This window comes from Variovorax sp. PBL-E5 (genome assembly GCF_901827185.1).
Classification (GTDB): Bacteria; Pseudomonadota; Gammaproteobacteria; order Burkholderiales; family Burkholderiaceae_C; genus Variovorax.
Window position 1 is genome coordinate 3,330,557 of the sequence record NZ_LR594671.1, and the last position, 23,140, is coordinate 3,353,696.

General features: G+C 66.2%; 22 protein-coding genes and 1 tRNA gene. 1 reads left to right on the forward strand and 22 read right to left on the reverse strand.

Annotated features, from left to right (window positions below; genetic code table 11):
- Window positions 1–176: 176 nt before the first annotated feature.
- From WDLP6_RS16170 to WDLP6_RS16185, 4 genes are read right to left on the reverse strand one after another with little or no spacing between them, the layout of a single operon-like run.
- A complete protein-coding gene (locus tag WDLP6_RS16170) occupies window positions 177–1,739 on the reverse strand; it encodes a DHA2 family efflux MFS transporter permease subunit (RefSeq protein WP_162593166.1) in 1,563 nt (520 codons plus the stop codon).
- 17 nt (window positions 1,740–1,756) lie between these two features.
- The gene (locus WDLP6_RS16175) at window positions 1,757–3,070 is read right to left on the reverse strand and encodes an efflux RND transporter periplasmic adaptor subunit (protein WP_162568139.1); all 1,314 of its coding nucleotides are present in this window, start codon (window positions 3,068–3,070) and stop codon (window positions 1,757–1,759) included.
- A gap of 27 nt (window positions 3,071–3,097) precedes the next feature.
- Window positions 3,098–4,588, reverse strand: a complete 1,491-nt coding sequence (locus tag WDLP6_RS16180; protein ID WP_162593167.1) for an efflux transporter outer membrane subunit — start codon at window positions 4,586–4,588, stop codon at window positions 3,098–3,100.
- Window positions 4,569–5,126, reverse strand: a complete 558-nt coding sequence (locus tag WDLP6_RS16185) for a MarR family winged helix-turn-helix transcriptional regulator (protein WP_162570512.1) — start codon at window positions 5,124–5,126, stop codon at window positions 4,569–4,571. The genes WDLP6_RS16180 and WDLP6_RS16185 overlap by 20 nt, the downstream gene beginning before the upstream one ends.
- Before the next feature lie 75 nt (window positions 5,127–5,201).
- Between WDLP6_RS16185 and WDLP6_RS16190 the strand changes: the two genes are divergently transcribed.
- The gene (locus tag WDLP6_RS16190) at window positions 5,202–6,989 is read left to right on the forward strand and encodes an ABC transporter transmembrane domain-containing protein (RefSeq protein ID WP_162593168.1); all 1,788 of its coding nucleotides are present in this window, start codon (window positions 5,202–5,204) and stop codon (window positions 6,987–6,989) included.
- Between the two features lie 15 nt (window positions 6,990–7,004).
- On the opposite strand, the gene WDLP6_RS16195 is transcribed toward WDLP6_RS16190, so the two are convergent.
- From WDLP6_RS16195 to WDLP6_RS16280, 18 genes are all read right to left on the reverse strand, one after another.
- Entirely contained in the window at window positions 7,005–7,442 is a 438-nt protein-coding gene (locus tag WDLP6_RS16195; RefSeq protein ID WP_162593169.1) for a DUF1178 family protein, read from the reverse strand.
- A gap of 7 nt (window positions 7,443–7,449) precedes the next feature.
- Window positions 7,450–8,043 (reverse strand): NUDIX domain-containing protein, encoded by a 594-nt coding sequence (locus tag WDLP6_RS16200; RefSeq protein ID WP_162593170.1) that lies wholly within the window; start codon window positions 8,041–8,043, stop codon window positions 7,450–7,452.
- On the reverse strand, window positions 8,036–8,356 hold the full coding sequence (locus WDLP6_RS16205) for a DUF2818 family protein (protein ID WP_162593171.1): 321 nt from the start codon (window positions 8,354–8,356) through the stop codon (window positions 8,036–8,038). The genes WDLP6_RS16200 and WDLP6_RS16205 overlap by 8 nt, the downstream gene beginning before the upstream one ends.
- A gap of 8 nt (window positions 8,357–8,364) precedes the next feature.
- Window positions 8,365–9,852 (reverse strand): NADH-quinone oxidoreductase subunit NuoN, encoded by a 1,488-nt coding sequence (gene nuoN, locus WDLP6_RS16210; protein ID WP_162593172.1) that lies wholly within the window; start codon window positions 9,850–9,852, stop codon window positions 8,365–8,367.
- A 24-nt stretch (window positions 9,853–9,876) separates the two neighbouring features.
- Window positions 9,877–11,358 carry an NADH-quinone oxidoreductase subunit M gene (locus WDLP6_RS16215; protein WP_162593173.1) on the reverse strand — a complete coding sequence of 494 codons (1,482 nt, stop codon included), beginning with the start codon at window positions 11,356–11,358 and terminating at the stop codon, window positions 9,877–9,879.
- Between the two features lie 26 nt (window positions 11,359–11,384).
- The gene (gene nuoL / locus WDLP6_RS16220; RefSeq protein ID WP_162568147.1) at window positions 11,385–13,427 is read right to left on the reverse strand and encodes an NADH-quinone oxidoreductase subunit L; all 2,043 of its coding nucleotides are present in this window, start codon (window positions 13,425–13,427) and stop codon (window positions 11,385–11,387) included.
- 141 nt (window positions 13,428–13,568) lie between these two features.
- The gene (nuoK, locus tag WDLP6_RS16225; RefSeq protein ID WP_162568148.1) at window positions 13,569–13,877 is read right to left on the reverse strand and encodes an NADH-quinone oxidoreductase subunit NuoK; all 309 of its coding nucleotides are present in this window, start codon (window positions 13,875–13,877) and stop codon (window positions 13,569–13,571) included.
- Window positions 13,874–14,521 (reverse strand): NADH-quinone oxidoreductase subunit J, encoded by a 648-nt coding sequence (locus WDLP6_RS16230; RefSeq protein WP_162593174.1) that lies wholly within the window; start codon window positions 14,519–14,521, stop codon window positions 13,874–13,876. The genes nuoK and WDLP6_RS16230 overlap by 4 nt, the downstream gene beginning before the upstream one ends.
- A gap of 17 nt (window positions 14,522–14,538) precedes the next feature.
- Window positions 14,539–15,060 carry an NADH-quinone oxidoreductase subunit NuoI gene (gene nuoI, locus WDLP6_RS16235; RefSeq protein WP_162568150.1) on the reverse strand — a complete coding sequence of 174 codons (522 nt, stop codon included), beginning with the start codon at window positions 15,058–15,060 and terminating at the stop codon, window positions 14,539–14,541.
- 11 nt (window positions 15,061–15,071) lie between these two features.
- Complete coding sequence (gene nuoH / locus WDLP6_RS16240) at window positions 15,072–16,148, reverse strand: NADH-quinone oxidoreductase subunit NuoH (protein ID WP_162568151.1); 1,077 nt, start codon at window positions 16,146–16,148, stop codon at window positions 15,072–15,074.
- Window positions 16,145–18,298, reverse strand: a complete 2,154-nt coding sequence (gene nuoG, locus WDLP6_RS16245) for an NADH-quinone oxidoreductase subunit NuoG (protein ID WP_162593175.1) — start codon at window positions 18,296–18,298, stop codon at window positions 16,145–16,147. The genes nuoH and nuoG overlap by 4 nt, the downstream gene beginning before the upstream one ends.
- 13 nt (window positions 18,299–18,311) lie before the next feature.
- Window positions 18,312–19,655 (reverse strand): NADH-quinone oxidoreductase subunit NuoF, encoded by a 1,344-nt coding sequence (nuoF, locus tag WDLP6_RS16250; RefSeq protein ID WP_162593176.1) that lies wholly within the window; start codon window positions 19,653–19,655, stop codon window positions 18,312–18,314.
- The gene (locus WDLP6_RS16255; protein ID WP_162568154.1) at window positions 19,652–20,194 is read right to left on the reverse strand and encodes an NADH-quinone oxidoreductase subunit NuoE family protein; all 543 of its coding nucleotides are present in this window, start codon (window positions 20,192–20,194) and stop codon (window positions 19,652–19,654) included. The genes nuoF and WDLP6_RS16255 overlap by 4 nt, the downstream gene beginning before the upstream one ends.
- Window positions 20,195–20,202: 8 nt before the next feature.
- A complete protein-coding gene (locus tag WDLP6_RS16260; RefSeq protein ID WP_162593177.1) occupies window positions 20,203–21,456 on the reverse strand; it encodes an NADH-quinone oxidoreductase subunit D in 1,254 nt (417 codons plus the stop codon).
- 1 nt (window position 21,457) lies between these two features.
- Window positions 21,458–22,066, reverse strand: a complete 609-nt coding sequence (locus WDLP6_RS16265; RefSeq protein ID WP_162568156.1) for an NADH-quinone oxidoreductase subunit C — start codon at window positions 22,064–22,066, stop codon at window positions 21,458–21,460.
- 15 nt (window positions 22,067–22,081) lie between these two features.
- Window positions 22,082–22,561, reverse strand: coding sequence for a NuoB/complex I 20 kDa subunit family protein (locus WDLP6_RS16270; RefSeq protein WP_021008163.1), 480 nt, complete (start codon window positions 22,559–22,561; stop codon window positions 22,082–22,084).
- Window positions 22,562–22,576: 15 nt separating this feature from the next.
- Entirely contained in the window at window positions 22,577–22,936 is a 360-nt protein-coding gene (locus WDLP6_RS16275) for an NADH-quinone oxidoreductase subunit A (RefSeq protein ID WP_162568157.1), read from the reverse strand.
- 59 nt (window positions 22,937–22,995) lie between these two features.
- Window positions 22,996–23,080, reverse strand: a tRNA-Leu gene (locus WDLP6_RS16280).
- Window positions 23,081–23,140: the final 60 nt, after the last annotated feature.

A 23,140-nucleotide genomic window follows, 5' to 3' on the forward strand; every position in this document is an offset into this window, starting at 1 on the left:
ATCATGGTTGTGCGGACCGCATTGTTTGCAGCGCCGGCGAGGATTGCCTACTGGGGCAAATGCCTACATGTCGCTCGCCCCCAGGCTGCGCGCACTTCGTGTCGCTTCGCCAACCCCCTGCCGGGGGCGGCGCGGCCGCTTCGGGCGGCCGTGCGCAGCGCGCCTTTGGCAAAACGCTAGTGCGCGCCCGCGGCTGCATCCGAAGCACCCGCGCCGCGCGATGGCTTGGCGAGCCAGACCAGCGGGATCAGCACCAGGAACAGCACCGCCGAACCATAGAACAGGTCGTTCGCGGCCAGCATGAAGGACTGCTGGTCGACCAGCCGATTGATCTGGCCCAGCACCTGCTCGGCGCTGAAGCCGCCGCTGGCGAGCCCGGCCATCGCGCTGTTCGCTGCCGCGCTGCCCTGGTTGACCGACTCGACCAACTGGGCGTGGTGCAGCGCGGCCCGGTTCTCCCACACGGTGGTGGCGATCGACGTGCCGACGGCGCCCGCGGTGATGCGCAGGAAATTCGACAGGCCCGACGCCGCCGCGATGCGGTCGGGTTCGAGGCCCGAGAGCGTGATCGTCACCAGCGGGATGAAGAAGAAGGCCATCGCGACGCCCTGGATGATGGTCGGGATCATGATGGTCCCGAAGTCGGCCGAGGTGTTGAAGTTGGAGCGCATCCACAACACCAGCGCGAAGACCAGGAACGAGAAGGTCGCGTAGCGCCGCGGATCGATCTTGCCCACCGTGAGCCCGACGATCGGCGAGAAGAAGATCGCCAGCAGCCCGACGGGCGCCATGATCATGCCGGCCTGTGTCGCCGTGTAGCCCATCCATTGCTGCAGCCACAGCGGCAGGATCACGACGTTGCCGAAGAACAGGCCGTAGGCCACCGCCGTCGCGAACGCGCCCGACCAGAAATTGCGCCGCTTGAACAGTGAAAGATCGACCACCGGATGCTTGTCGGTCAGCTCCCAGATCAGGAAGAAGCAGAAGCCGACCACGGCGATGATCGCCAGCGTCAGGATGACGGACGAGTGGAACCAGTCGAGCTCCTTGCCCTTGTCCAGCATCAGCTGCGTGCAGCCGACCCAGATCACGAGCAGCGCCAGGCCGACGCCGTCGATCGGCACCTTGCGCGTCGCGCTTTCGCGCTTGCGGTAGATGCCATAGGTGATGGCTGCGGACAGCAGGCCGACCGGAATGTTGATGTAGAAGATCCACGGCCACGAGATGTTGTCCGTGATCCAGCCGCCCAGCAGCGGCCCCATGACCGGCGCCACCAGCGTGGTGATCGACCACATGGCCATCGCGAGGCCCGCCTTGGCGCGCGGATAGCTCGACAGCAGCAGCGTCTGCGACAGAGGGATCATCGGTCCCGCGACGAAGCCCTGCAGCGCGCGGAACGCGATCAGCATCGTCATGTTGGGCGCGAGGCCGCACAGCCACGAGCTGATGATGAACAGCAGCACGCTGGTCAGGAACAGGCGCACCGGGCCGAAGCGCTGCGTCAGCCAGCCGGTGAGCGGGACCGCGATGGCGTTCGACACCGCGAAGCTCGTGATGACCCAGGTGCCCTGCGTCGAGCTGACGCCGAGGTCGCCGGCGATCGCCGGCAGCGAGACGTTGGCGATCGACGTGTCGAGCACGTTCATGAAGGTCGCGGCCGACAGCGCGATCGTGCCCCAGATGCGGGCCGAGCCCTCGAGCGGGGGCAGCGGTGCGGCGGCGGGCGAAGCGGTGGCCATCTCGCGCGCGGACCGTGTCAGCTCGGGCTGGCCTGCGAGGCGACGGCGCTCGCCGGCACGGCAGCCTTCGGCCTGGCGGCGCTCGCCACCGGCGGCGCATCACGACCGATGTTGGCGGCGACGATGCGCTGGACCTCGGCGTCGGCGCCGTGATCGAGCTGACTGTAGACCTGCGTCTGACTGGCCGGCGTGGTGCGCGGCGCATCGGCCAGCATCTTGCCGTCCTGCTGCCGGACATCGATCTCGGCATCCATCGAGAGGCCGACCCGCAGCGGATTGGCCTTGATCTGCTCGGCGTCGAGTGCGATCCGCACGGGCACGCGCTGCACCACCTTGATCCAGTTGCCGGTGGCGTTCTGCGCCGGCAGCAGCGCGAAGGCCGCACCGGTGCCGACACCGAGGCCGGCCACGCGGCCGTCGTACTCGACCTTCTTGCCGTACAGGTCGGCCGTGAGCTTCACGGGCTGGTCGATGCGGATGTTGCGCAGCTGCACTTCCTTGAAGTTGGCATCGACCCAGACCTGGTTGAGCGGCACGATCGACATCATCGGCGTGCCCGCGGCCACGCGCTGACCGAGCTGCACGGTACGCTTGGCGACGTAGCCGTCGACCGGCGCCGGCATCGCGACGCGCTGCGTGGCAAGGTAGGCCTCGCGCACCTTGGCCGCGGCGGCCAGCACGCTGGGGTGCTCGGCGACGCTCGTGCCTTCGGTCAGCGACTGGTTGCTGGCGAGCTGTTCGCGCGCGGAGACCACGCCGGCCTGCGCCGCTGCCAGCGCGCTCTTCGCATTGGCCAGCGCGGTCTCGGAATGGTCGAGTTCTTCCTTGGACACCGCGCCGTTGCCGGAGAGCGCCTGACGGCGCTTCAGGTCGTCCTGCGCACGCGCGATGTCGCTCTGCGCCTTGACGATGTCCGACTGGCGCAGCGTGACCTGCGCGGCCAGCGAGCCGTTGTTGGCATACAGGGTGCGGACCTGGCGCACGGCCTGCGCGAGCGCGGCTTCGGCCTGGTCGAGCGCGACCCTGGCGTCGGCCGGATCGAGCTGCACCAGCGGCTGGCCGGCCTTCACGAGGTCGGTGTCGTCGGCCATGACGGCCGTCACCGTGCCGCTGATCTGCGGCGTGATCTGGATCACGTTGCCCTGCACGTAGGCGTTGTCGGTCGATTCGTAATGGCTCGCGACCAGCCATTCGTACAGGCCCCAGCCGGCACCGGCCAGGACCACGACCACGGCGAGGCCGGTCAATGCGCGGCGGCGCTTGCTGTTGGGGGCCGGCGTGCCGGCGGCTGATTCGACCGGGACGTCGGGGTTGGTGCTGGTGTTGTCCATGAGTGTCTTTCGGGATTCGCTCGGTGTTCAGGGGTGCGTGCTGGCGGAGGACAGCGCGGCGGTCTCGACGGAAGGCTGGTAGCCGCCACCGAGCGCGCGCGCCAGGGCGACCTGCGTGTCGAGCGCGCGCGCGGCCAGATCGACGGCCTGGGCGCGCTGCGCCAGAACGGTGGTCTCCGCCGTCAGCACGTTCAGGTAGTTGCCGAGACCCGCGCGGTAGCGCTGCACGGCGATGTCGTAGGCAGACTCGGCGGCCGCCTGGGCGTCGCGCTGCTCGACCTGCTGCCGGCCGATCGATTGTGCGCTGGCGACCTGGTCGGCCACGTCGCGCACGGCATCGAGCACCGTCGCGTTGTAGCTTTCGATCGCGGCATCGAGATCGGCGGCCTTGCCGCGCAGATTGGCCCGCAGCTTGCCGGCCTCGAAGATCGGCAGACGGATGGCCGGGCCCACGCCCCACTGCTGGCTGTCCGACTTCATCAGGTTGCTGAAGCCGATGCTCTGGAAGCCGGCGAAGGCCACCAGGTTGATGTTGGGATAGAACTGCGTCCTCGCATTGGCGACGTCGCGCGTCGCGGCTTCGACGCGCCAGCGCGCCGCGGCGATGTCGGCCCGGCGGCCGAGCAGGTCGGCCGGGATGGTGGGCTGCAGCGCGATGGGCTTGATGTCGGCGAGCGCCGGCGCCGTCAGCGACTGCGTCGCGTTCGGGTGCGCGACCCATGCTTCGAGTGCGTGGCGCGTGATCTCGACCTGCTCGTTCAGTGCCTCGATCTGCTGGCGCGCCTGCGGCAGGCCGCCTTCGCTCTGGCGCAGTTCGAGGCGGGTGTCGAGGCCGGCGGAGACGCGGTCGCGCACCAGCGCGAGCGTTTCCTGGCGCTGGGCCAGCGTGCGCTGCGCCACCGCGAGCTGGCCCGACAGCCGCGCCCACTGGAAGTAGCTGCGCGCGACGTTGCTGGCCAGCAGCACGCGGGCGGCCTCCTGGTCCGCCGCAGCGGCGTTGGCGGCACCGATGGCGGTGTCCAGCGCGGAGCGGTTCTTGCCGAAGAAATCGAGTTCCCAGCTGCCATTGAGCTGCAGCGTGCCGGTCTCCTGGACCGACCCGCCGAGCGGCGCCGGATAGATGTAGGTATCGCTGAACTTCTGGCGGGTGAGATCGAGCGATCCGTTGAGCTGCGGCTTCAGGGCGGACTCGGCGATCATGGCCGAGGCCTGCGCGCGCGCGAGCCGGGCGCGCGCCACCTGCAGATTGGGGTTGCCCTCGATCGCCTGATTCACCAGCGCATCGAGTTGCGCATCGCCGAACGCGAGCCACCATTGGCTCTCGACTGCGGGGATGGCGGGCACCGCAGCCGCCGCGGCGGGCTGCGCCTGTGAAAGACCGAGCGAATCGGCGTCGCGCAGCTTGGCATGCGAATCGATGCCGGCCATGTCGGCGCAGCCGGCGAGTGCGAGCACCATGGCGGCCGCGGCGACGGCCGTGACCTTGCGCAGGGCCGACTCAGGAAGAAGTTGAATCATCTTTTTCTCCACGGGCCGAAAGGGCCTGGGCGTTGTCGAGAATGCGGCGCAGGTAGCTCTTGAGCTGTTCCCACTCTTCGCGGGAAAAACCGGCGAGGTGCTCGTTCTGCACGCGGCTGAGCACGTGCGGCACCTCCTCCGCGGCCGCGCGGCCTTCGTCGGTGAGTTCGATATTGACCACCCGGCGATCGGCGACGGAACGCACGCGGCGGCACAGGCCCTTGGCTTCGAGGCGGTCGAGCAGGCGGGTCATCGCGCCGGTGTCGAGCTGGCACTCGCGCGCCAGTTCGGCCACCGTGGTGGCCTGCCCCATGTGCAGCTTGTGCAGCGGCACCCATTGCGGGTAGGTCGGACTGCCGGGCTCGCACATCTGGTGCTCGACCGATTGCCCGACCGCCGTCATGATGCGGCGCATGAGGTAGCCGATGCTTTCCTCGGCCCGGTAGGTCTCGGCCTTGTAGAAAGGCTGGACGGCCGATACCTGGTCGGGGCACGCCGACGGGACAGCTTTTCGACTGGGAGTCCTGGCTTCGGGCATACCCTGATAATAGCTGCCATGACAGTTACTGTCAAGGCGACCTTTGAGCTGGCAAGCGTTGGCTAGAATCAGGACATGGCCTCCTCCGCTGCTTCCTCCCCGCTTGCCAAAGGCTCACCCAAGTCGCTGTCGGGACTGGCGCCGTTTCTGCGGCCCTACCGCGCCCAGATCGCACTCGCCGGCCTGTTCCTGGTGCTCGCCGCCGCGACGACGCTGGTGTTTCCGCTGGCGCTGCGCAGCCTGATCGACGGCGGCCTGGTATCGAGCGACAAGGGGGCGCAGACGATGGCGCTGCGCGACCACTTCGTCGCCCTGTTCGGGGTGGCCGTGGCGCTCGGGCTGTTCTCCGCGGCGCGCTTCTACACCGTGAGCTGGCTCGGCGAACGGGTGACGGCGAACCTGCGCAATGCCGTCTACGCCCACGTGCTGCACCAGAGCCCGGCCTTCTTCGAGACCACGCAGACCGGCGAAGTGCTGTCGCGCCTGACGGCCGACACGACCCTGGTGCAGACGGTGGTCGGCTCCTCGCTCAGCATGGGGCTGCGCAATGCCGTGATGGGCATCGGCGCGCTCGGCATCCTGGTGTGGACCAATCCCTACGTGATGGTCCAGGTGCTCGGCATCCTCGTGCTGGTGGTGCTGCCGAGCATGTGGTTCGGCCGCCGCGTGCGCAAGCTCTCGCGGGCCAGCCAGGACCGCGTGGCCGATTCGAGCGCGATCGCGGCCGAGGTGCTGAACGCGATTCCCGTGGTCCAGAGCTACACCGCCGAGGCGCGGGAATCGGCCCGCTTCGACGCCTCCACCGACAACGCCTTCCGCACCGCCGTGCGCCGCGCCAAGGCGCGCTCGGTGCTGGTGGCCTTCATCATCATCGCGACCTCGGCGGCGCTGCTCTGGGGCCTGTACCAGGGCACGCAGGCGGTGCTGCACGGCGAGATCACGGCCGGCCATCTGGGACAGACCGTGGTCTACGTGATCATCCTGGCGAGCTCGGCGGCCGTGCTGGGCGAGGTCTACGGCGACCTGCTGCGCGCCGCCGGCGCGACCGAACGCCTGATGGAGCTGCTGCATGCCGAGCCCGCCATCGTGTCGCCGGCGCAACCGGCCAGGGCGGCCGTCCCCACCGCCGGCAGCAACCTGCGCCTCGAAGGCGTGCGCTTCCACTATCCTTCGCGACCGGGCGTGCCTGCCCTGCGCGACTTCAGCCTGTCGGTGGCGCCCGGCGAAACCGTGGCGCTGGTCGGCTCCAGCGGGGCCGGCAAGAGCACCGTGTTCCAGCTGCTGCTGCGCTACTACGACCCGCAGTCGGGCCGCATCGAACTCGACGGCACGCCGCTCGCGGCGATGTCGCTCGACGAACTGCGCACGCGCATCGGCCTGGTGCCGCAGGACGCCGTGATCTTCTCGACCAGCGCGCTCGAGAACATCCGCTACGGCCGGCCCGATGCCAGCGTCGAGGAAGTCCACGAAGCCGCCAGGGCGGCCTTCGCCGACGGCTTCCTGCGCGCCCTGCCCGAGGGCTACGACACCTTCCTCGGCGAGCGCGGCGTGCGGCTTTCAGGCGGCCAGCGCCAGCGCATCGCCATCGCGCGCGCCATGCTCAAGAACCCGCCGCTGCTGCTGCTCGACGAAGCCACCAGCGCGCTCGATGCCGAGAGCGAGCGCATGGTGCAGGCCGCGCTCGAATCGGCGATGGTGGGACGCACGACCCTGGTCATCGCGCACCGCCTCGCGACCGTGCAGAAAGCCGACCGCATCGTGGTGCTCGACCATGGCGGCATCGTGGAACAGGGAACGCACGCGACACTGGTCGCGGAGGGCGGCGTCTACGCGCGGCTGGCCGCGCTGCAGTTCACGTCCTGAGCCCGCGAGGGGCGCCTACTGCAGCGTTTCCTTGAGTGCGGGGGGAACCGGCAGGGAGAACACCGGGATGCCTTCGTCGCGCAAGGACTGCGCCTGCTCGCGCGAGGCCTGGCCGCGGATGCCGCGCTCCTCGATCTCGCCGTAGTGCATCCGGCGCGCCTCGTCGGCGAAACGCTCGCCCACGTCTTCGGTCTGGGCCAGCACCTCGCGCACCGCACGCAGCAGGCGCGCCTCGGACGTGTCGTTCGCAGGCGCGGCCGGTGCGGTCTCGGCGGGCGGCTTCGGATTGCCGAGATTCAGGCGCGGCGCGGTCAGCAGCTTGGTGATGACGGTGTCGCCGCAGATCGGGCATTCCACCAGCCCACTCGCAAGCTGGGTATCGAACGCTTCATTGGACGCGAACCAGCCCTCGAAGCCGTGGCCGTGCGCGCATTGGAGGTTGAGGACCTTCATGCGCCGATTATCGGCCGGCGCCGCCCGGAACGTGCGCGTCCCACTGAAGCGTCCATGCGCCCGACAGGACGTTCTGCAGCCAGAGCGTGCAGGTCTGCGTCTTGGCATCCGTCACCGTGCCGTCGCGGCACCAGCCGAACAGCTCTTGCGGCGTGGCGCTGATCACGTCGAGGAATTCGCCGTGATCGAGCTGGCGATCCCCGAGCGACAGACCGCGCGCGAAATAGATGTGGATGATCTCGGTCGAATAGGCGACCGCGAGATGCATCGCGCCCGCATGCGCCCACTCGCGCGCCGTATAGCCGGTTTCCTCGAGCAGCTCGCGCTGGCCGCAGACGAGCGGATCTTCACCGGCATCGAGCTTGCCGGCCGGGAATTCGGTCATCACGCGCCCGATCGGATAGCGGTATTGCCGCTCCAGCACCAGGCGGCCGTCGTCGAGCAGCGGCACGATCACCACGGCACCCGGATGGACCACGTACTCGCGCGTCGCCGTGTGGCCATCGGGCAGGCGCACGGTGTCGCGCATCGCGCGCAGGAAATTGCCCTGCAGCAGCAGCTCGCTGGCCGTGCCCTCTTCCTTCAGGTGTGCATCATCCATGGGCTGCGTGGCTCCGGTGTTTGAGCAGGTAACGCCAGGTGAAGCCCGGGAACGCGAGCACCACGAACAGCGCGGCGGTGACGGCGTAGAACTCCCATCCCTGCGGCGCGATCTGGCCCGCGCGGCTTTCGAACAGCAAGCCGATGCCGCCGGACACGAAATAGAGAACGACGAGCTCGCCCACGCGCACCGCCAGCAGCTTGACGCCGCCCGGCAGCGGCACCAGCCCGAACAGCCGCTCGTTGAGGAACGGCAGGTTGGCGGCTGCCAGCGCGACCAGCAGCACCACCCAGACCGAGGCGTTCTGCGACACGTGGGCGATCAGGTGGCCAGCGTGGCCACGATCGCCTTGGCACACAGCGTCATGAGGCCACCCGGCAGGATGCCGAGGATCAGGATCAGCGCGCCGTTGAGCGTCAGCACGGTGCGCACGTCGCGCGGCGCCGACACGGTGCTCGCCGTGACCGGCGCGTCGAAGTACATGACCTTGACCACGCGCAGGTAGTAGAACGCGCCGATCAGCGACATCAAGACCGCGAATACCGCCAGCCCGATGTAGATCGCCTGGCCCGAAGCGATCAGCGCCTGCAGCACCGCCAGCTTGGCGTAGAAGCCGACCAGCGGCGGCACGCCCGCGAGCGAGAACATCGCCACCGCCATCACGCCTGCATAGAGCGGGCTGCGCTGGTTGAGGCCGGCGAGGTCGGTGATCTCCTCGCTCTCGAAACCCTCGCGCGCCAACAGCAGGATGATGCCGAAGCTCGCCAGCGTGGTCAGCACGTAGGTCACGATGTAGAACATCGAGGCGCTGTACGCGAACTGCGCGTTGTAGGTGTTGCCGTTGACCACGCCCGCCACCAGGCCGAGCAGCATGAAGCCCATCTGCCCGATGGTCGAATAGGCCAGCATGCGTTTGAGGTTGGTCTGCGCGATGGCCGCGAGGTTGCCGACCAGGAGCGATGCGATCGCGAGCAGGGCAAGCATCTGCTGCCAGTCGAAGGCCAGCGGCAGCAACCCTTCCACCAGCAGCCGGATGATGATCGCGAAGGCCGCCAGCTCGGGCGCCGCGCCGATCAGCAGCGTGACCGCGGTTGGCGCGCCGTGGTAGACGTCGGGCACCCACATGTGGAACGGCGCCGCGCCCACCTTGAAGGCGAGCCCCGCGACGATGAACACCAGGCCGAACACCAGCACCTGGTGATTGACCTTGCGGCTCGCGATGGCCTTGAAGACCTCGTTGATGTCGAGCGAGCCGGTCGCGCCGTACATCATGGAAAGACCATAGAGCAGGAAGCCGCTGGCCAGCGCGCCAAGAACGAAATACTTCATGGCGGCCTCGCTGGCCACCGCGTTGTCGCGCCTGAGCGCGACCAGCGCGTAGCTCGACAGCGTGAGCAGTTCGAGCCCGAGGTAGATCACCAGGAAATTGCTGCCCGAGATCATCACGAACATGCCGACCAGCGCGAACATGCTGAGGGTGAAGATCTCGCCGCCGGCGAGCATGCCGCGATCGCCCGCATACGGGCGGCCGTAGACCAGCGTGACCATCAGCGCGACGCTGGCGAAGCACTTGAGCCAGTTGCCCATCGGGTCGCTCACCACCATGCCGCCGAAGCCGTAGAGGGTCTGGCCGTCGGCCGCACTGAGCCCGGTCAGGACCGCAATGACCCCGAGCGTGAGCAGTGTCACCACATAGGTGCCGGTGCGGCGTGCGCTGGTCGTCGACAGGTCGACCAGTGCGATGATGCAGGCCATGGCCAGCAGCAGCGTCTCGGGGTAGATCGTCATCCAGCTGAGTTTGTCAATCATCTCGTTCTCTTGTTCAGCGCGGACTCAGGGACTGGGGATCTTGGAGATCGCCACATGGTGCAGCAGCTCGGTCACCGAGGCGTTCATCGCGTCGGTGAAAGGCTTCGGATAGAGCCCCATCCACAGCACGGCGATCGCGAGCAGCGCCAGCATGAGGAATTCGCGCGCATCGATGTCGCTCAGTTCCTTGACGTGGTCGTTGCCCACCGGGCCGAGGTAGACGCGCTTGTACATCCACAGCGTGTAGGCCGCGCCCCAGATCAGCGCCGAGGCGGCGGCCAGGCCGATCCAGAAATTGGCCTTGACCGCGCCGAGGATCACCATCCATTCGCCGACGAAACCGGCAGTGCCCGGCAAGCCGCAATTGGCCATCGCGAACAGCAGCACGAAGGCCGCGAACTTGGGCATGGTGTTGACCACACCGCCGTAGTCGGCGATCTGGCGCGAATGCACGCGGTCGTACAGCACGCCGATGCACAGGAACATCGCGCCCGACACGAAGCCGTGCGCGATCATCTGCACGATGCCGCCTGCCACGCCGAGTTCGCTGAAGATGAAGAAGCCGAGCGTGACGAAGCCCATGTGGGCCACCGACGAATAGGCCACCAGCTTCTTCATGTCCTGCTGCACCAGCGCGACCAGGCCGACGTAGATCACCGCGATCAGCGACAGCGCGATCATGAGCCAGGCCCACTCGTGCGAGGCATCCGGCGCGATCGGCATCGAGAAGCGCAGGAAGCCGTAGGCGCCCAGCTTCAGCATGATCGCGGCCAGCACGGCGGAGCCGCCGGTCGGTGCCTCGACGTGCACGTCCGGCAGCCACGTGTGGACCGGCCACATCGGCACCTTGACCGCGAAGGCCGCGAAGAAGGCGAAGAACAGGAAGGTCTGCGCACTCGCGGCCAGCGGCAGCTTGTGCCAGGTCAGGATGTCGAAGCTGCCGCCCGACTTGTTGTACAGGTAGATCAGCGCGACCAGCATCAGGAGCGAGCCGAGCAGCGTGTAGATGAAGAACTTGAAGGCGGCGTAGATCTTGTTCGGGCCGCCCCAGATGCCGATGATCAGGTACATCGGAATCAGCGTGGCTTCGAAGAACACGTAGAACAGGATGCCGTCGAGCGCCGAGAAGGTGCCGATCATCAGGCCCGAGAGGATCAGGAACGCGCCCATGTACTGGTTCACGCGCTCGGTGATGACTTCCCATGCCGAGATCACCACGATGACCGTGATGAAGGCGGTGAGCAGCACCAGCCACAGCGAGATGCCATCCAGGCCGACGTGGTAGTTGATGTTGAAGCGCTCGATCCAGCCCGTCTTCTCGACGAACTGCATCGCGGCCGTCCCGTTCTGGAAACGCAGGAAGAGCGGCACGGTGACCAGGAAGCTCGCGATCGAACCGACGAGCGCGATCCAGCGCACGCCGTTCGCATGCTCGTCGCGCCCGAAGGCCAGCAGCACGACGCCGAACGCGATCGGCATCCAGATGGCAAGGCTCAGCAAACCCATTTTTGTTTTTCTCCAGCGAGAGCCGCTTACCGTTTGAACCAGACGAAGTACGTCATGAGGACGAAGATGCCCAGCAGCATCGCGAACGCGTAGTGGTAGATGTAGCCCGACTGCATCCAGCGCACGACACCGGCCACGCGGCCGACCAGCTTCCACGAGCCGTTGACGATGGCGCCGTCGATCACGCCCTGGTCGCCCCCCTTCCACAGGCCCATGCCCAGCGCGCGGGTGCCGCGGGCGATCACGTTCTCGTTGAACCAGTCCATGTAGTACTTGTTGTCGAGCAGGCGATAGACCGGGCCGAAGCCGCGCTTGATCGCGGCCGGCAGCGCCGGATTGATGATGTACATGTACCAGGACAGCACCACGCCCGCGAGCGCGAGCCAGAACGGCGCGCCGGCCAGGCCGTGCAGCGCCATCGCCACCGGACCGTGGAAGGCCTCGGCCAGTTCCTTCATCGCCGGATGCGCGCCCTCGTTGACGGCGATCGCGCCCTTGAAGAAGTCGCCGAAGAGCATCGGCTCGATCGTCATGAAGCCGATCACGGCGGACGGAATGGCGAGCAGCACCAGCGGCACCCAGATCACCCAGGGCGATTCATGCGGCTTCGCATGAGCGTCGTGATGGCCGTGGCCATGGTCCGGTTCCTCGTCCGAAGGGTGGGCATGGTGCGCATCGGGATTCTGGTCGTAGCGCTCCTCGCCGTGGAACACGAGGAAGTACATGCGAAACGAGTAGAAGGCGGTGACGAACACGCCGGCCAGCACCGAGAAGTAGGCGAAGTCAGAGCCCCACAGGTGGCTCTCGTGCACCGCCTCGATGATGCTGTCCTTGGAGTAGAAGCCGGCGAAGAAAGGCGTGCCGATCAGCGCCAGCGAACCGACCAGCGAGGTGATCCAGGTGATCGGCATGTACTTGCGCAGCCCGCCCATCCAGCGGATGTCCTGGTTGTGGTGCACGCCGATGATCACCGAGCCGGCGCCGAGGAACAGCAGTGCCTTGAAGAAGGCGTGCGTCATCAGGTGGAACACCGCGACCGAATAGGCCGAGGCGCCGAGCGCCACCGTCATGTAGCCGAGTTGCGAGAGCGTCGAATACGCGACCACGCGCTTGATGTCGTTCTGGATGATGCCGAGGAAACCCATGAACAGCGCGGTGATGGCGCCGATCACGAGCACGAAGCTCAAGGCCGTGTCGCTCAGCTCGAACAGCGGCGACATGCGCGCCACCATGAAGATGCCCGCCGTGACCATGGTCGCGGCGTGGATCAGCGCCGAGATCGGCGTCGGGCCTTCCATCGAATCGGGCAGCCACACGTGCAGCGGGAACTGCGCGCTCTTGCCCATCGCACCGATGAAGAGGCAGATGCAGACCACGGTGATCAGCATCCAGCCGGTGCCCGGGAAGCCGATCTGCGCCAGCCCGTCGGCCTTGGCGAAGACCTCGCCGTAGTTCAGCGTGCCGGCATAGGCTGCGATCAGGCCGATGCCGAGGATGAAGCCGAAGTCGCCCACGCGGTTGACCAGGAAGGCTTTCAGGTTCGCGAAGATCGCACTCGGCTTGTTGAACCAGAAGCCGATCAGCAGATAGGACACCAGGCCCACCGCCTCCCAGCCGAAGAACAGCTGGAGCATGTTGTTGCTCATCACGAGCATCAGCATCGAGAAGGTGAACAGCGAGATGTACGAGAAGAAGCGGTTGTAGCCCTCGTCCTCCTCCATGTAGCCGATGGTGTAGATGTGCACCATCAGCGACACGAAGGTCACCACGCACATCATCATCGCGGTGAGGCCGTCGACCAGGAAGCCGATCTCCATCTTGATGCCGCCGACCGTCATCCATTCGTAGATGGTCGCGTTGAAGTGCGCGCCGTCGTAGACCACGCTCTTGAGCGTCATCGCCGAGATCACGAAGGCGATGAACACGCCGAGGATGGTCAGCGAATGCGTGAAACGCCGGCCGATGTGGTCGCCGCCGAACTTGGTGGCGAACAGCCCGGGCACGATGGCGCCGACCAGGGGCGCCAGCGGAACGGCCAGCAGCGTGGATGCGGAAAGTGTTGCGCTCATGGGATTCTTCTTTTCAATGATCGCAAGGCATCACGGCTCTCACCCATTCGGGAGCTGCCGCGGAACCGGCTTGGCCGGGCCGCTGGCTGCGCCCCCTGAAGGGGGTTGGCGAAGCGACACGAAGTGCGCGAAGACTGGGGGTCATCCTTTTAATGCGTTGAGCTCGTCGATGTTGATGTTCGACTTGTTGCGGAACAGCAAGACCAGCAGGGCCAGTCCGATCGCCGACTCCGCGGCGGCCACGGTCAGGATGAAGAACACGAAGATCTGCCCGTGCATGTCGCCCAGGTAGTACGAGAAGGCGACGAAGTTGATGTTGACCGCGAGCAGCATCAGCTCGATGCACATCAGCAGCACGATCAGGTTCTTGCGGTTGAGGAAGATCCCGATGACCGACAACGCGAAAAGCATCGCGCCGAGCGAGAGAAAGTGTCCGAGCGTGAGCGTCATGCCTTGGTCTCCGCGGAAGCCTGGGGTTGCTCGGCGACAGGTTGCGCCGCACGCGTGACCGGCATCTGCACGATGCGCACGCGGTCGCGCGCCTTCACGCGGACCTGGTCGGACGGGTTCTGGTATTTGCTGTCCTTGCGCGCGCGCAGCGTGAGCGCGATGGCCGCAACGATGGCCACGAGCAGGATGACGGCCGCGATCTCCAGCGGATAGAGATAGCCGGTGTAGAGCAGCTTGCCGAGCTCGAGCGTGTTCGAGCTGTCGGGGCCGCCGACCATCGCGCTCCTCGGCGCGGCCAGACGGAAGCCGCCCATCAGCACGCCGGCCATCTCGAGCGCGATCAGCGCACCGACCCCGGCCGCGAGCGGAAAGTGCTTCCAGAACCCCTGTCGCAACCCATCGACGTTGATGTCGAGCATCATCACGACGAACAGGAACAGCACCATCACCGCGCCCACGTAGACGAGCACCAGCACGATCGCGAGGAACTCGGCGCGCAGCAGCAGCCAGATGGCCGCGGCCTGGAAGAAGGCGAGCACCAGGTAGAGCGCCGCATACACGGGGTTGCGCGCGGTGATGACGCGGAAGGCCGCGAACAACAGCACCGCGGCAAACAGATAGAACAGACCGGTCTTGACGTCCATGGATCGACTTGGTTTTCTTAGCGGTACTTGGCGTCCGCTGCCTTGTTGGCGGCGATCTCTTTTTCGTAGCGGTCACCGACGGCCAGCAGCATGTCCTTGGTGAAGTACAGGTCGCCGCGCTTCTCGCCGTGGTATTCGAAGATGTGGGTCTCGACGATCGAGTCGACCGGGCAACTTTCCTCGCAGAAGCCGCAGAAGATGCACTTGGTCAGGTCGATGTCGTAGCGCGTGGTGCGGCGCGAGCCGTCGTCGCGCACGTCGGATTCGATGGTGATCGCCAGCGCCGGGCACACGGCTTCGCACAGCTTGCAGGCGATGCAGCGCTCCTCGCCGTTCTCGTAGCGGCGCAGCGCGTGCAGGCCGCGAAAGCGCGGCGACAGCGGCGTCTTTTCCTCAGGGAACTGCACGGTGATCTTGCGGCTGAACGCGTACTTGCCGGTGAGGGCCAGGCCCTTGAACAATTCGAACAGCATGAAGCTGGACAGAAAGTCCTTGAGCGAGAACGAGGGCGCGCTCGACGTGGCGGTGTGCGCAGACATGGCGATTCCAGTCAATTCCAGATGTTGAACGGGGTCTGCATCCAGGCGCCGACCACCACCAGCCACACGAGCGTGACCGGAATGAAGATCTTCCAGCCCAGCCGCATGATCTGGTCATAGCGAAAGCGCGGGAAGGTCGAGCGGACCCAGAGGAACATGGTGACCACGCAGAAGGTCTTGATGCCCAGCCAGATCCAGCCCGGAATGAAGCTGAGGAATTCGAAGGGCGGCAGCCAGCCGCCGAGGAACAGGATGACGGTCAGGATCGAGACCAGCCACATGTTGGCGTACTCGGCCAGGAAGAACATGGCGAAGCTCATGCCCGAGTACTCGATCATGTGGCCCGCGACGATTTCCGATTCGCCTTCCACCACGTCGAAGGGGTGGCGGTTGGTCTCGGCCAGGCCGGAGATGAAGTAGACGAAGAAGATCGGCAGCAGCGACAGCCAGTTCCACGACAGGAAGCCGACGCCCATGGCCGCGAAGTGGCCCCTGCCCTGCCCCGCCACGATGTCGCTCATGTTGAGGCTGGCCGACACCATCAGCACGACGACGAAGCAGAAGCCCATCGCGATCTCGTAGCTGACCATCTGCGCCGAGGCGCGCAGCGCGCCGAGGAAGGCGTACTTGGAGTTGGAGGCCCAGCCCGCGATGATTACGCCGTAGACCTCGAGCGAGGTGATGGCCATGACGAACAGCAGCCCGGCATTGATGTTGGCCAGTGCGACGTCGGGCCCGAACGGAATGACCACCCACGCGGCCAGCGCCGGCATGATGGTCATGATCGGCCCGAGCAGGAACAGCCCTTTGTTGGCGACCGTCGGCAGGATGATTTCCTTGGTCAGCAGCTTGAGTGCATCGGCGATGGGCTGCAGCAGGCCCAGCGGCCCAATGCGGTTGGGGCCGATGCGGATCTGCGTGAAGCCGATCGCCTTGCGTTCCCACAGCGTCAGGTAGGCCACGGCCAACATCAGCGGGATCACCACGACCACGATCTTGATCAGCGTCCAGATGATCGGCCACCAGAAGCCGGTCCACCAGCCGGCATGGGCCAGCCCGAGGCCGAAGCCGTAGATCGCGTCGATCATGCCGACACCTCCTGCCTGGCGGCATGCGCGTGGCGCGCATCGGCCGTCAGCTGCAGCGAGGTGGCGCGGCGGACGATCGAATCGAGCTGGTAGATGCCGGCGACCGCAGGCGCCGCATGCGAAGCGCCGCCGCCGGCGATCGCGGCCGTCGTGGCATTGTTCAGCCGATCGGCCGGCACCGGCCCCGGCGCGGCGAAGCCGGCATCGGCCAGCACATCGGCCGTCGATTCGAAGGAGAAGCCGGAAAGACCCAGCAGATTGGCCAGCACGCGCAGCACCTTCCACGCCGGACGCGCTTCGCCCAGCGGCTTGACGACCGCATGGAAGCTCTGCGCACGGCCTTCGGCATTGACGAAGGTGCCGGGCGTCTCGGTGAACGGCGCGATCGGCAGCAGCACGTCGCTGAATTCGAGGTTGGCCTTGAAGGGGCTCAGCGTCACGACCATCTGGGCGTGTGCGAGCGCATCGACCGCGGAGACGCCCGCGGCCGAATCGAACACCGGCTCGTTGTTGAGCAGTAGCACCGCCTTGAGCGCGCCGCCGAGCATGGCGCCTGCGTGCAGGCCGCCCTCCTTCGGCAAGGCGCCGACGAGCTGCGCGCCGACCGTGTTCGCGGCCTCGGTGAGATAGCCGACGCTGGCGCCGGTCTGCGCGCCGATCCACTGGGCCAGCGCGAGCAGGCTGCCGGCCTCGGCATGGTGCGCGGCCGCGTTGCCGAGCAGGATCGCCTTGCGTTCGCCGCCGAGCAGCGAAGCGGCCAGCGCCTTCGCGGCGTCGCCGGCGGCGGCCGTGCGGCTCACCGGCGCCGCGGCGCCCATGCTTTCGGCGATCGCGCCGGCGATCTCGGCCAGCGCATCGAACCAGTCATGCGCCGGCACGCGCACGGCGTTCGCCACGGGCATCGCCCAGGCATCGGCATCGGCGAACAGTTCGGGCGAGGTCACTGCGCTCAGCACGCCGCCCCTGCGCACCGCCTGGCGGATGCGCTGCGCGAACAGCGGATGGTCCTTGCGCAGGTTGCTGCCGACCACGAGCACGCGTTGCAGCTGCGACAGCGAAGCGATCGAGGTGCCAAGCCAGCGCACGCCCTCGGACGCGGAGAAATCGGCGTTGCGCAGACGGTGGTCGATGTTGCCGCTGCCCAGGCCGTGCATCAGCAGCTTGGCCAGGTGCAGCTCTTCGAGCGTGCTGTGCGGGCTCGCCAGCGTGCCGATGCTTTGCGCACCGTGGTCGGCCTTGATCTGCTTCAGGCCGTTGGCCACGTATTCGAGCGCGGTCTGCCAGTCGACCTGCTGCCACTGGCCACCCTGCTTGAGCATCGGCTGCGTCAGGCGCTCGGGGCTGTTCAACGCTTCGTACGAGAAGCGGTCGCGGTCGGCGATCCAGCATTCGTTCACGTCCTCGTTCTCGAGAGGAACGACGCGCATGACCTTGTTGTTCTTGACCTGGACGATCAGGTTGGCACCGGTCGAATCGTGCGGGCTGATCGACTTGCGGCGCGACAGCTCCCAGGTGCGGGCGCTGTAGCGGAAGGGCTTGCTGGTGAGCGCGCCGACCGGACAGATGTCGATCATGTTGCCGGAGAGTTCGGAGTCGACCGAATCGCCGAGGAAGGTCTCGATCTCGGAATGCTCGCCACGGTGCGACATGCCGAGCTCCATCACGCCGGCCACTTCCTGGCCGAAGCGCACGCAGCGCGTGCAATGGATGCAGCGGCTCATCTCTTCCATGCTGATGAGCGGGCCGACGTCCTTGTGGAACACGACGCGCTTTTCTTCCTCGTAGCGCGAGGACGAACCGCCGTAGCCCACCGCCAGATCCTGCAGCTGGCATTCGCCGCCCTGATCGCAGATCGGGCAATCGAGCGGATGGTTGATCAGCAGGAACTCCATGACCGACTGCTGGGCCTTGATGGCCTTGTCGCTCTTGGTGCGAACGATCATGCCCTGCGTGACCGGCGTGGCGCAGGCCGGCATCGGCTTGGGCGCCTTCTCGACATCGACCAGGCACATGCGGCAATTGGCCGCGATGCTGAGCTTCTTGTGATAGCAGAAGTGCGGAATGTAGGTGCCCGCCTTGTCGGCCGCATGCATGATCATGCTGCCTTCGACGATGTCGACCTTCTTGCCGTCGAGTTCGATTTCAACCATATGTGTGTCTTGCTCAGGCCTTGGCCGTCGTCTTGGGGACGTAGCCTGGAATCAGCGCCTCGAACTCGTGGCGGAAGTGCTTGATCATGGCCCGCACCGGCATTGCGGCGGCATCGCCGAGCGCGCAGATCGTGCGGCCCTGGATGTTGTCGGCCACCGAGTTGAGCAGGTCCATGTCGGAGGCCTTGCCCTGCCCGTTGTGGATGCGGTCCACCACGCGCCAGAGCCAGCCCGTGCCTTCGCGGCAGGGCGTGCATTGGCCGCAGGACTCATGCATGTAGAAATACGAAAGCCGCTTGAGCGATTCGACCATCGAGCGGCTGTCGTCCATCACGATCACCGCGCCCGAGCCGAGCATCGAGCCGGCCTTGGCAATGGCGTCGTAGTCCATCGTGCAGTCCATCATGATCGACGCCGGCAGCACCGGCGCCGAGGAGCCGCCGGGAATCACGGCCTTGAGCTGTCGGCCACGGCGCACGCCGCCCGCGAGTTCGAGCAGCTTGGAGAACGGCGTGCCCATCGGGATCTCGTAGTTGCCGGGCAGCTCGACGTCGCCGCTGACCGAGAAGATCTTGGTGCCGCCGTTGTTCGGCTTGCCGCATTCGAGGTACGCCGGGCCGCCGTTGACGATGATCCACGGCACGGCCGCGAAGGTCTCGGTGTTGTTGATCGTCGTCGGCTTGCCGTAGAGGCCGAAGCTGGCGGGGAACGGCGGCTTGAAGCGCGGCTGGCCCTTCTTGCCTTCGAGCGATTCGAGCAGCGCGGTCTCCTCGCCGCAGATGTAGGCGCCGAAGCCGTGCGTCGCGTGCAGCTGGAAGTTGAAGCTGCTGCCCAGGATGCCGTCGCCGAGATAGCCGGCGGCACGGGCCTCTTCGAGCGCTTCCTCGAAACGCTCGTAGGTCGTGAAGATCTCGCCGTGGATGTAGTTGTAGCCGACGCTGATGCCCATCGCATAGGCGGCGATGGCCATGCCCTCGATCACGATGTGCGGGTTGTACTGCAGCAGGTCGCGGTCCTTGCAGGTGCCGGGCTCGCCCTCGTCCGAATTGCAGACCAGGTACTTCTGTCCCGGGAACTGGCGCGGCATGAAGCTCCACTTGAGGCCGGTCGGGAAGCCCGCGCCGCCGCGGCCGCGCAGGCCCGAAGCCTTGACTTCGGCGATCACCTGGTCGGGCGTCAGCCCTTCGGCGAGGATCTTGCGCAGCGCCTGGTAGCCGCCGCGCGCCTCGTAGTCGGCCAGGCGCCAGTTGGTGCCGTTCAGGCCGGCATAGATCTGCGGCGTGATGTGGCGGTCGTGGAAGCAGGTCTGGACGCCGGTGGCCTGGAACTGCGAGAGCACTTGCTCGGAGGTCGTCATGGCGCGCCCTCCGTCGCCGCGTTGCGCAGGCCGTCGATCATCTGGTCGATCTTCTCGTTGCTCATGAAGCTGCACATGGTGCGGTCGTTGACCAGCATCACCGGCGAATCGGCGCAGGCGCCCAGGCATTCGCTCTGCTGCAGTGTGAACATGCCGTCGGGCGTGGTCTCGCCCATGCGGATGCCGAGCTTCTTCTCGCAATGCACGAGCGCCACCGCGCCGTCGCGCAACTGGCATGGCAGGTTGGTGCAGACGTTGAGCTTGTACTTGCCCACCGGCCGCTGGTTGTACATGTTGTAGAAGGTCGTGACCTCGTGCACGGCGATCGGCGCGATGCCGAGGTAGGCGGCGATCTCGCGCTCGCGCTGCATGCTCACGAAGCCTTCGTCCTTCTGGACGATGGTCAGGCAGGCCATCACGGCCGACTGCTTGCCTGCCGGCGGGTACTTGGCGACTTCGCGCGCGAAGAGATCGAGCGTCGCCGCCGACAGCGGCGCCGAGGCGCCGGTGGGTGTGTCGTGGGAAGTGGCAGAGGTCATTGGCGCGTTCACCTGTCGATTTCGCCGAACACGATGTCCATGGTGCCGATCACGGCGACGGCGTCGGCGATCATGTGGCCGCGCGACATCTCGTCGAGCGCGGCGAGGTGCGGAAAGCCCGGCGCACGGATCTTCAGCCGGTAGGGCTTGTTGGCGCCGTCGCTCACGAGGTAGATGCCGAACTCGCCCTTGGGATGCTCGACCGCGGCGTAGGCCTCGCCTTCGGGCACGTGGAAGCCTTCGGTGAAGAGCTTGAAATGGTGGATCAGCTCCTCCATGTTGGCCTTCATCGATTCGCGCGCCGGTGCCGCGACCTTGTGGTTGTCAGTGATCACCGGGCCCGCATTCTTGCGCAGCCAGGCCGAGCACTGCTGGATGATCCGGTTGGCCTGGCGCATCTCTTCGACGCGCACGAGGTAGCGGTCGTAGCAGTCGCCGGTCTTGCCGACGGCGATGTCGAAGTCCATGCGGTCGTAGACGTCGTAGGGCTGCTTCTTGCGCAAGTCCCATTCGACGCCCGAGCCGCGCAGCATCGGGCCGGTGAAGCCGAGGTTGAGCGCGCGCTCCGGCGTGACGACGCCGATGCCGACCGTGCGCTGCTTCCAGATGCGGTTGTCGGTGAGCAGCGTCTCGTACTCGTCGACCATCTTCGGAAATCGCCGGCAGAAGTCGTCGATGAAATCGAGCAGCGAGCCCTGGCGGTTCTGGTTGAGGCGCTCGATCGCCTTCGCGTTCTTGATCTTGCTGACCTTGTACTGCGGCATCGCGTCCGGCAGGTCGCGGTAGACGCCGCCCGGACGGAAATAGGCCGCATGCATGCGCGCGCCGGACACGGCCTCGTACATGTCGAACAGGTCCTCGCGCTCGCGGAAGCAGTAGATGAGCATGTTCATCGCACCGCAGTCCAGGCCGTGCGCACCGAGCCACAGCAGGTGGTTCAGCAAGCGCGTGATCTCGGCGAACATGACGCGGATGTACTGCGCACGCTCCGGCACCTCGAGGCCCATCAGGCGCTCGATGGCGAGGCAGTACGCGTGCTCGTTGCTCATCATCGAGACGTAGTCGAGCCGGTCCATGTAGGGCAGCGACTGAATGTACGTGCGCGTTTCGGCGAGCTTTTCGGTCGCGCGATGCAAGAGGCCGATGTGCGGGTCGGCGCGCTGGATCACTTCGCCGTCCAGTTCGAGCACCAGGCGCAGCACGCCGTGCGCTGCCGGATGCTGGGGACCGAAGTTCAGCGTGTAGTTCTTGATTTCCGCCATGTCAGTGCAATCCGCCGTAGTTGTCTTCGCGGATCACGCGCGGCGTGATCTCGCGCGGCTCGATCGACACCGGCTGATAGATCACGCGCTTCTGGTCCGCGTCGTAGCGCATCTCGACATGCCCGGAAACGGGGAAGTCCTTGCGGAACGGATGGCCGATGAAGCCGTAATCCGTGAGGATGCGGCGCAGGTCGTCATGACCCTCGAACACGATGCCGTAGAGGTCGAAGGCTTCGCGCTCGAACCAGCCTGCGGCGTTCCAGATGCCGGTCAGCGAATCGATCACCGGCAGATCTTCGTTGGGCACGAACACCTTGAGGCGCACGCGCTGGTTGAGGCTGACCGACAGCAGGTGCGTGACGACGCAGAAGCGCTCGCCTTCCCAGGTGCCTTCGCGGTAGTCGGAATAGTCGAGGCCGCAGAGATCGATCAGCTGCTCGAAGCGGCAGCCCGGCGCATCGCGCAGCAGAGTCGCGGCCTCGATGTAGTCGGCCGCGCCGACCACCACCGTCACCTCGCCGAGGCGCAGGGTGACGCTCCTGGCTTTGGCGCCGAGCGTTTCGGTGATCTGGGTCTTCAGTGCCTCGGGAGCAATGGCAAAGTCGGTCATCGTCTCTCGCTTGGTTCAGGCACGCGCGATCGTGTTGGTGCGTCGGATCTTCTGCTGCAGCTGGATGATTCCGTACAGCAGCGCCTCGGCGGTCGGCGGGCAGCCCGGCACGTAGACGTCGACCGGCACGATGCGGTCGCAGCCGCGCACGACCGAATAGCTGTAGTGGTAGTAGCCGCCGCCGTTGGCGCACGAGCCCATCGACAGCACCCAGCGCGGCTCGGGCATCTGGTCGTAGACCTTGCGCAGCGCGGGCGCCATCTTGTTGCACAGCGTGCCCGCCACGATCATCAGATCGGACTGGCGCGGACTCGGGCGGAACAGCATGCCGAAGCGGTCGATGTCGTAGCGCGCGGCGCCGGCGTGCATCATTTCCACGGCACAGCATGCGAGGCCGAAGGTCATCGGCCACAGTGATCCGGTCTTGGCCCAGTTCACCACCGAGTCGTAGGTGGTGGTGACGAAGCCTTCCTTCATGACGCCTTCAATGGCCATTTCGCGGATTCCTTGTCATTCCCAGTCGAGGGCGCCTTTTTTCCACTCGTAGACGAAGCCCACGACGAGGATGGCGAGAAAGATCATCATGGCCCAGAAGCCGACGGCGCCGATCTGCTTGAGCGCGATCGCCCACGGAAAGAGAAAGGCGATCTCGAGATCGAAAAGAATGAAGAGGATGGCGACCAGGTAGTAGCGCACATCGAACTTCATGCGCGCATCCTCGAAGGCTTCGAAGCCGCATTCGTAGGGCGCGTTTTTCTGGGCGTCGGGGCGGTTGGGCCCGAGGATGTAACCGAGAACCTGAGGCGCGACGCCTACACCGACACCGACCAGGATGAACAGCAGGACGGGGAGGTAGGAATCGAGGTTCATCGGGAGGTTCTATCACCGCTTGCCACCGGCAGGAAGCGTTCATTCCTGCCGGTGAGATTTGGTGCGGTCGGCGAGACTCGAACTCGCACAGCTTTCGCCACTACCCCCTCAAGATAGCGTGTCTACCAATTTCACCACGACCGCGGTTTTTTGCTGTCCGAATGGCATGAGGAACCCGTTGAGGTTTTGGCTTTCCGGACAGCT

Excerpts from the sequence above, each read along its gene's own strand:
- WDLP6_RS16170 (WP_162593166.1), bottom strand. The coding sequence starts at position 1,739 with ATGGCCACCGCTTCGCCCGCCGCCGCACCGCTGCCCCCGCTCGAGGGC.
- WDLP6_RS16175 (WP_162568139.1), bottom strand. The coding sequence starts at position 3,070 with ATGGACAACACCAGCACCAACCCCGACGTCCCGGTCGAATCAGCCGCC.
- WDLP6_RS16180 (WP_162593167.1), bottom strand. The coding sequence starts at position 4,588 with ATGATTCAACTTCTTCCTGAGTCGGCCCTGCGCAAGGTCACGGCCGTC.
- WDLP6_RS16185 (WP_162570512.1), bottom strand. The coding sequence starts at position 5,126 with ATGCCCGAAGCCAGGACTCCCAGTCGAAAAGCTGTCCCGTCGGCGTGC.
- WDLP6_RS16190 (WP_162593168.1), top strand. The coding sequence starts at position 5,202 with ATGGCCTCCTCCGCTGCTTCCTCCCCGCTTGCCAAAGGCTCACCCAAG.
- WDLP6_RS16195 (WP_162593169.1), bottom strand. The coding sequence starts at position 7,442 with ATGAAGGTCCTCAACCTCCAATGCGCGCACGGCCACGGCTTCGAGGGC.
- WDLP6_RS16200 (WP_162593170.1), bottom strand. The coding sequence starts at position 8,043 with ATGGATGATGCACACCTGAAGGAAGAGGGCACGGCCAGCGAGCTGCTG.
- nuoN (WP_162593172.1), bottom strand. The coding sequence starts at position 9,852 with ATGATTGACAAACTCAGCTGGATGACGATCTACCCCGAGACGCTGCTG.
- WDLP6_RS16215 (WP_162593173.1), bottom strand. The coding sequence starts at position 11,358 with ATGGGTTTGCTGAGCCTTGCCATCTGGATGCCGATCGCGTTCGGCGTC.
- nuoL (WP_162568147.1), bottom strand. The coding sequence starts at position 13,427 with ATGAGCGCAACACTTTCCGCATCCACGCTGCTGGCCGTTCCGCTGGCG.
- nuoK (WP_162568148.1), bottom strand. The coding sequence starts at position 13,877 with ATGACGCTCACGCTCGGACACTTTCTCTCGCTCGGCGCGATGCTTTTC.
- WDLP6_RS16230 (WP_162593174.1), bottom strand. The coding sequence starts at position 14,521 with ATGGACGTCAAGACCGGTCTGTTCTATCTGTTTGCCGCGGTGCTGTTG.
- nuoI (WP_162568150.1), bottom strand. The coding sequence starts at position 15,060 with ATGTCTGCGCACACCGCCACGTCGAGCGCGCCCTCGTTCTCGCTCAAG.
- nuoH (WP_162568151.1), bottom strand. The coding sequence starts at position 16,148 with ATGATCGACGCGATCTACGGCTTCGGCCTCGGGCTGGCCCATGCCGGC.
- nuoG (WP_162593175.1), bottom strand. The coding sequence starts at position 18,298 with ATGGTTGAAATCGAACTCGACGGCAAGAAGGTCGACATCGTCGAAGGC.
- nuoF (WP_162593176.1), bottom strand. The coding sequence starts at position 19,655 with ATGACGACCTCCGAGCAAGTGCTCTCGCAGTTCCAGGCCACCGGCGTC.
- WDLP6_RS16255 (WP_162568154.1), bottom strand. The coding sequence starts at position 20,194 with ATGACCTCTGCCACTTCCCACGACACACCCACCGGCGCCTCGGCGCCG.
- WDLP6_RS16260 (WP_162593177.1), bottom strand. The coding sequence starts at position 21,456 with ATGGCGGAAATCAAGAACTACACGCTGAACTTCGGTCCCCAGCATCCG.
- WDLP6_RS16265 (WP_162568156.1), bottom strand. The coding sequence starts at position 22,066 with ATGACCGACTTTGCCATTGCTCCCGAGGCACTGAAGACCCAGATCACC.
- WDLP6_RS16270 (WP_021008163.1), bottom strand. The coding sequence starts at position 22,561 with ATGGCCATTGAAGGCGTCATGAAGGAAGGCTTCGTCACCACCACCTAC.
- WDLP6_RS16275 (WP_162568157.1), bottom strand. The coding sequence starts at position 22,936 with ATGAACCTCGATTCCTACCTCCCCGTCCTGCTGTTCATCCTGGTCGGT.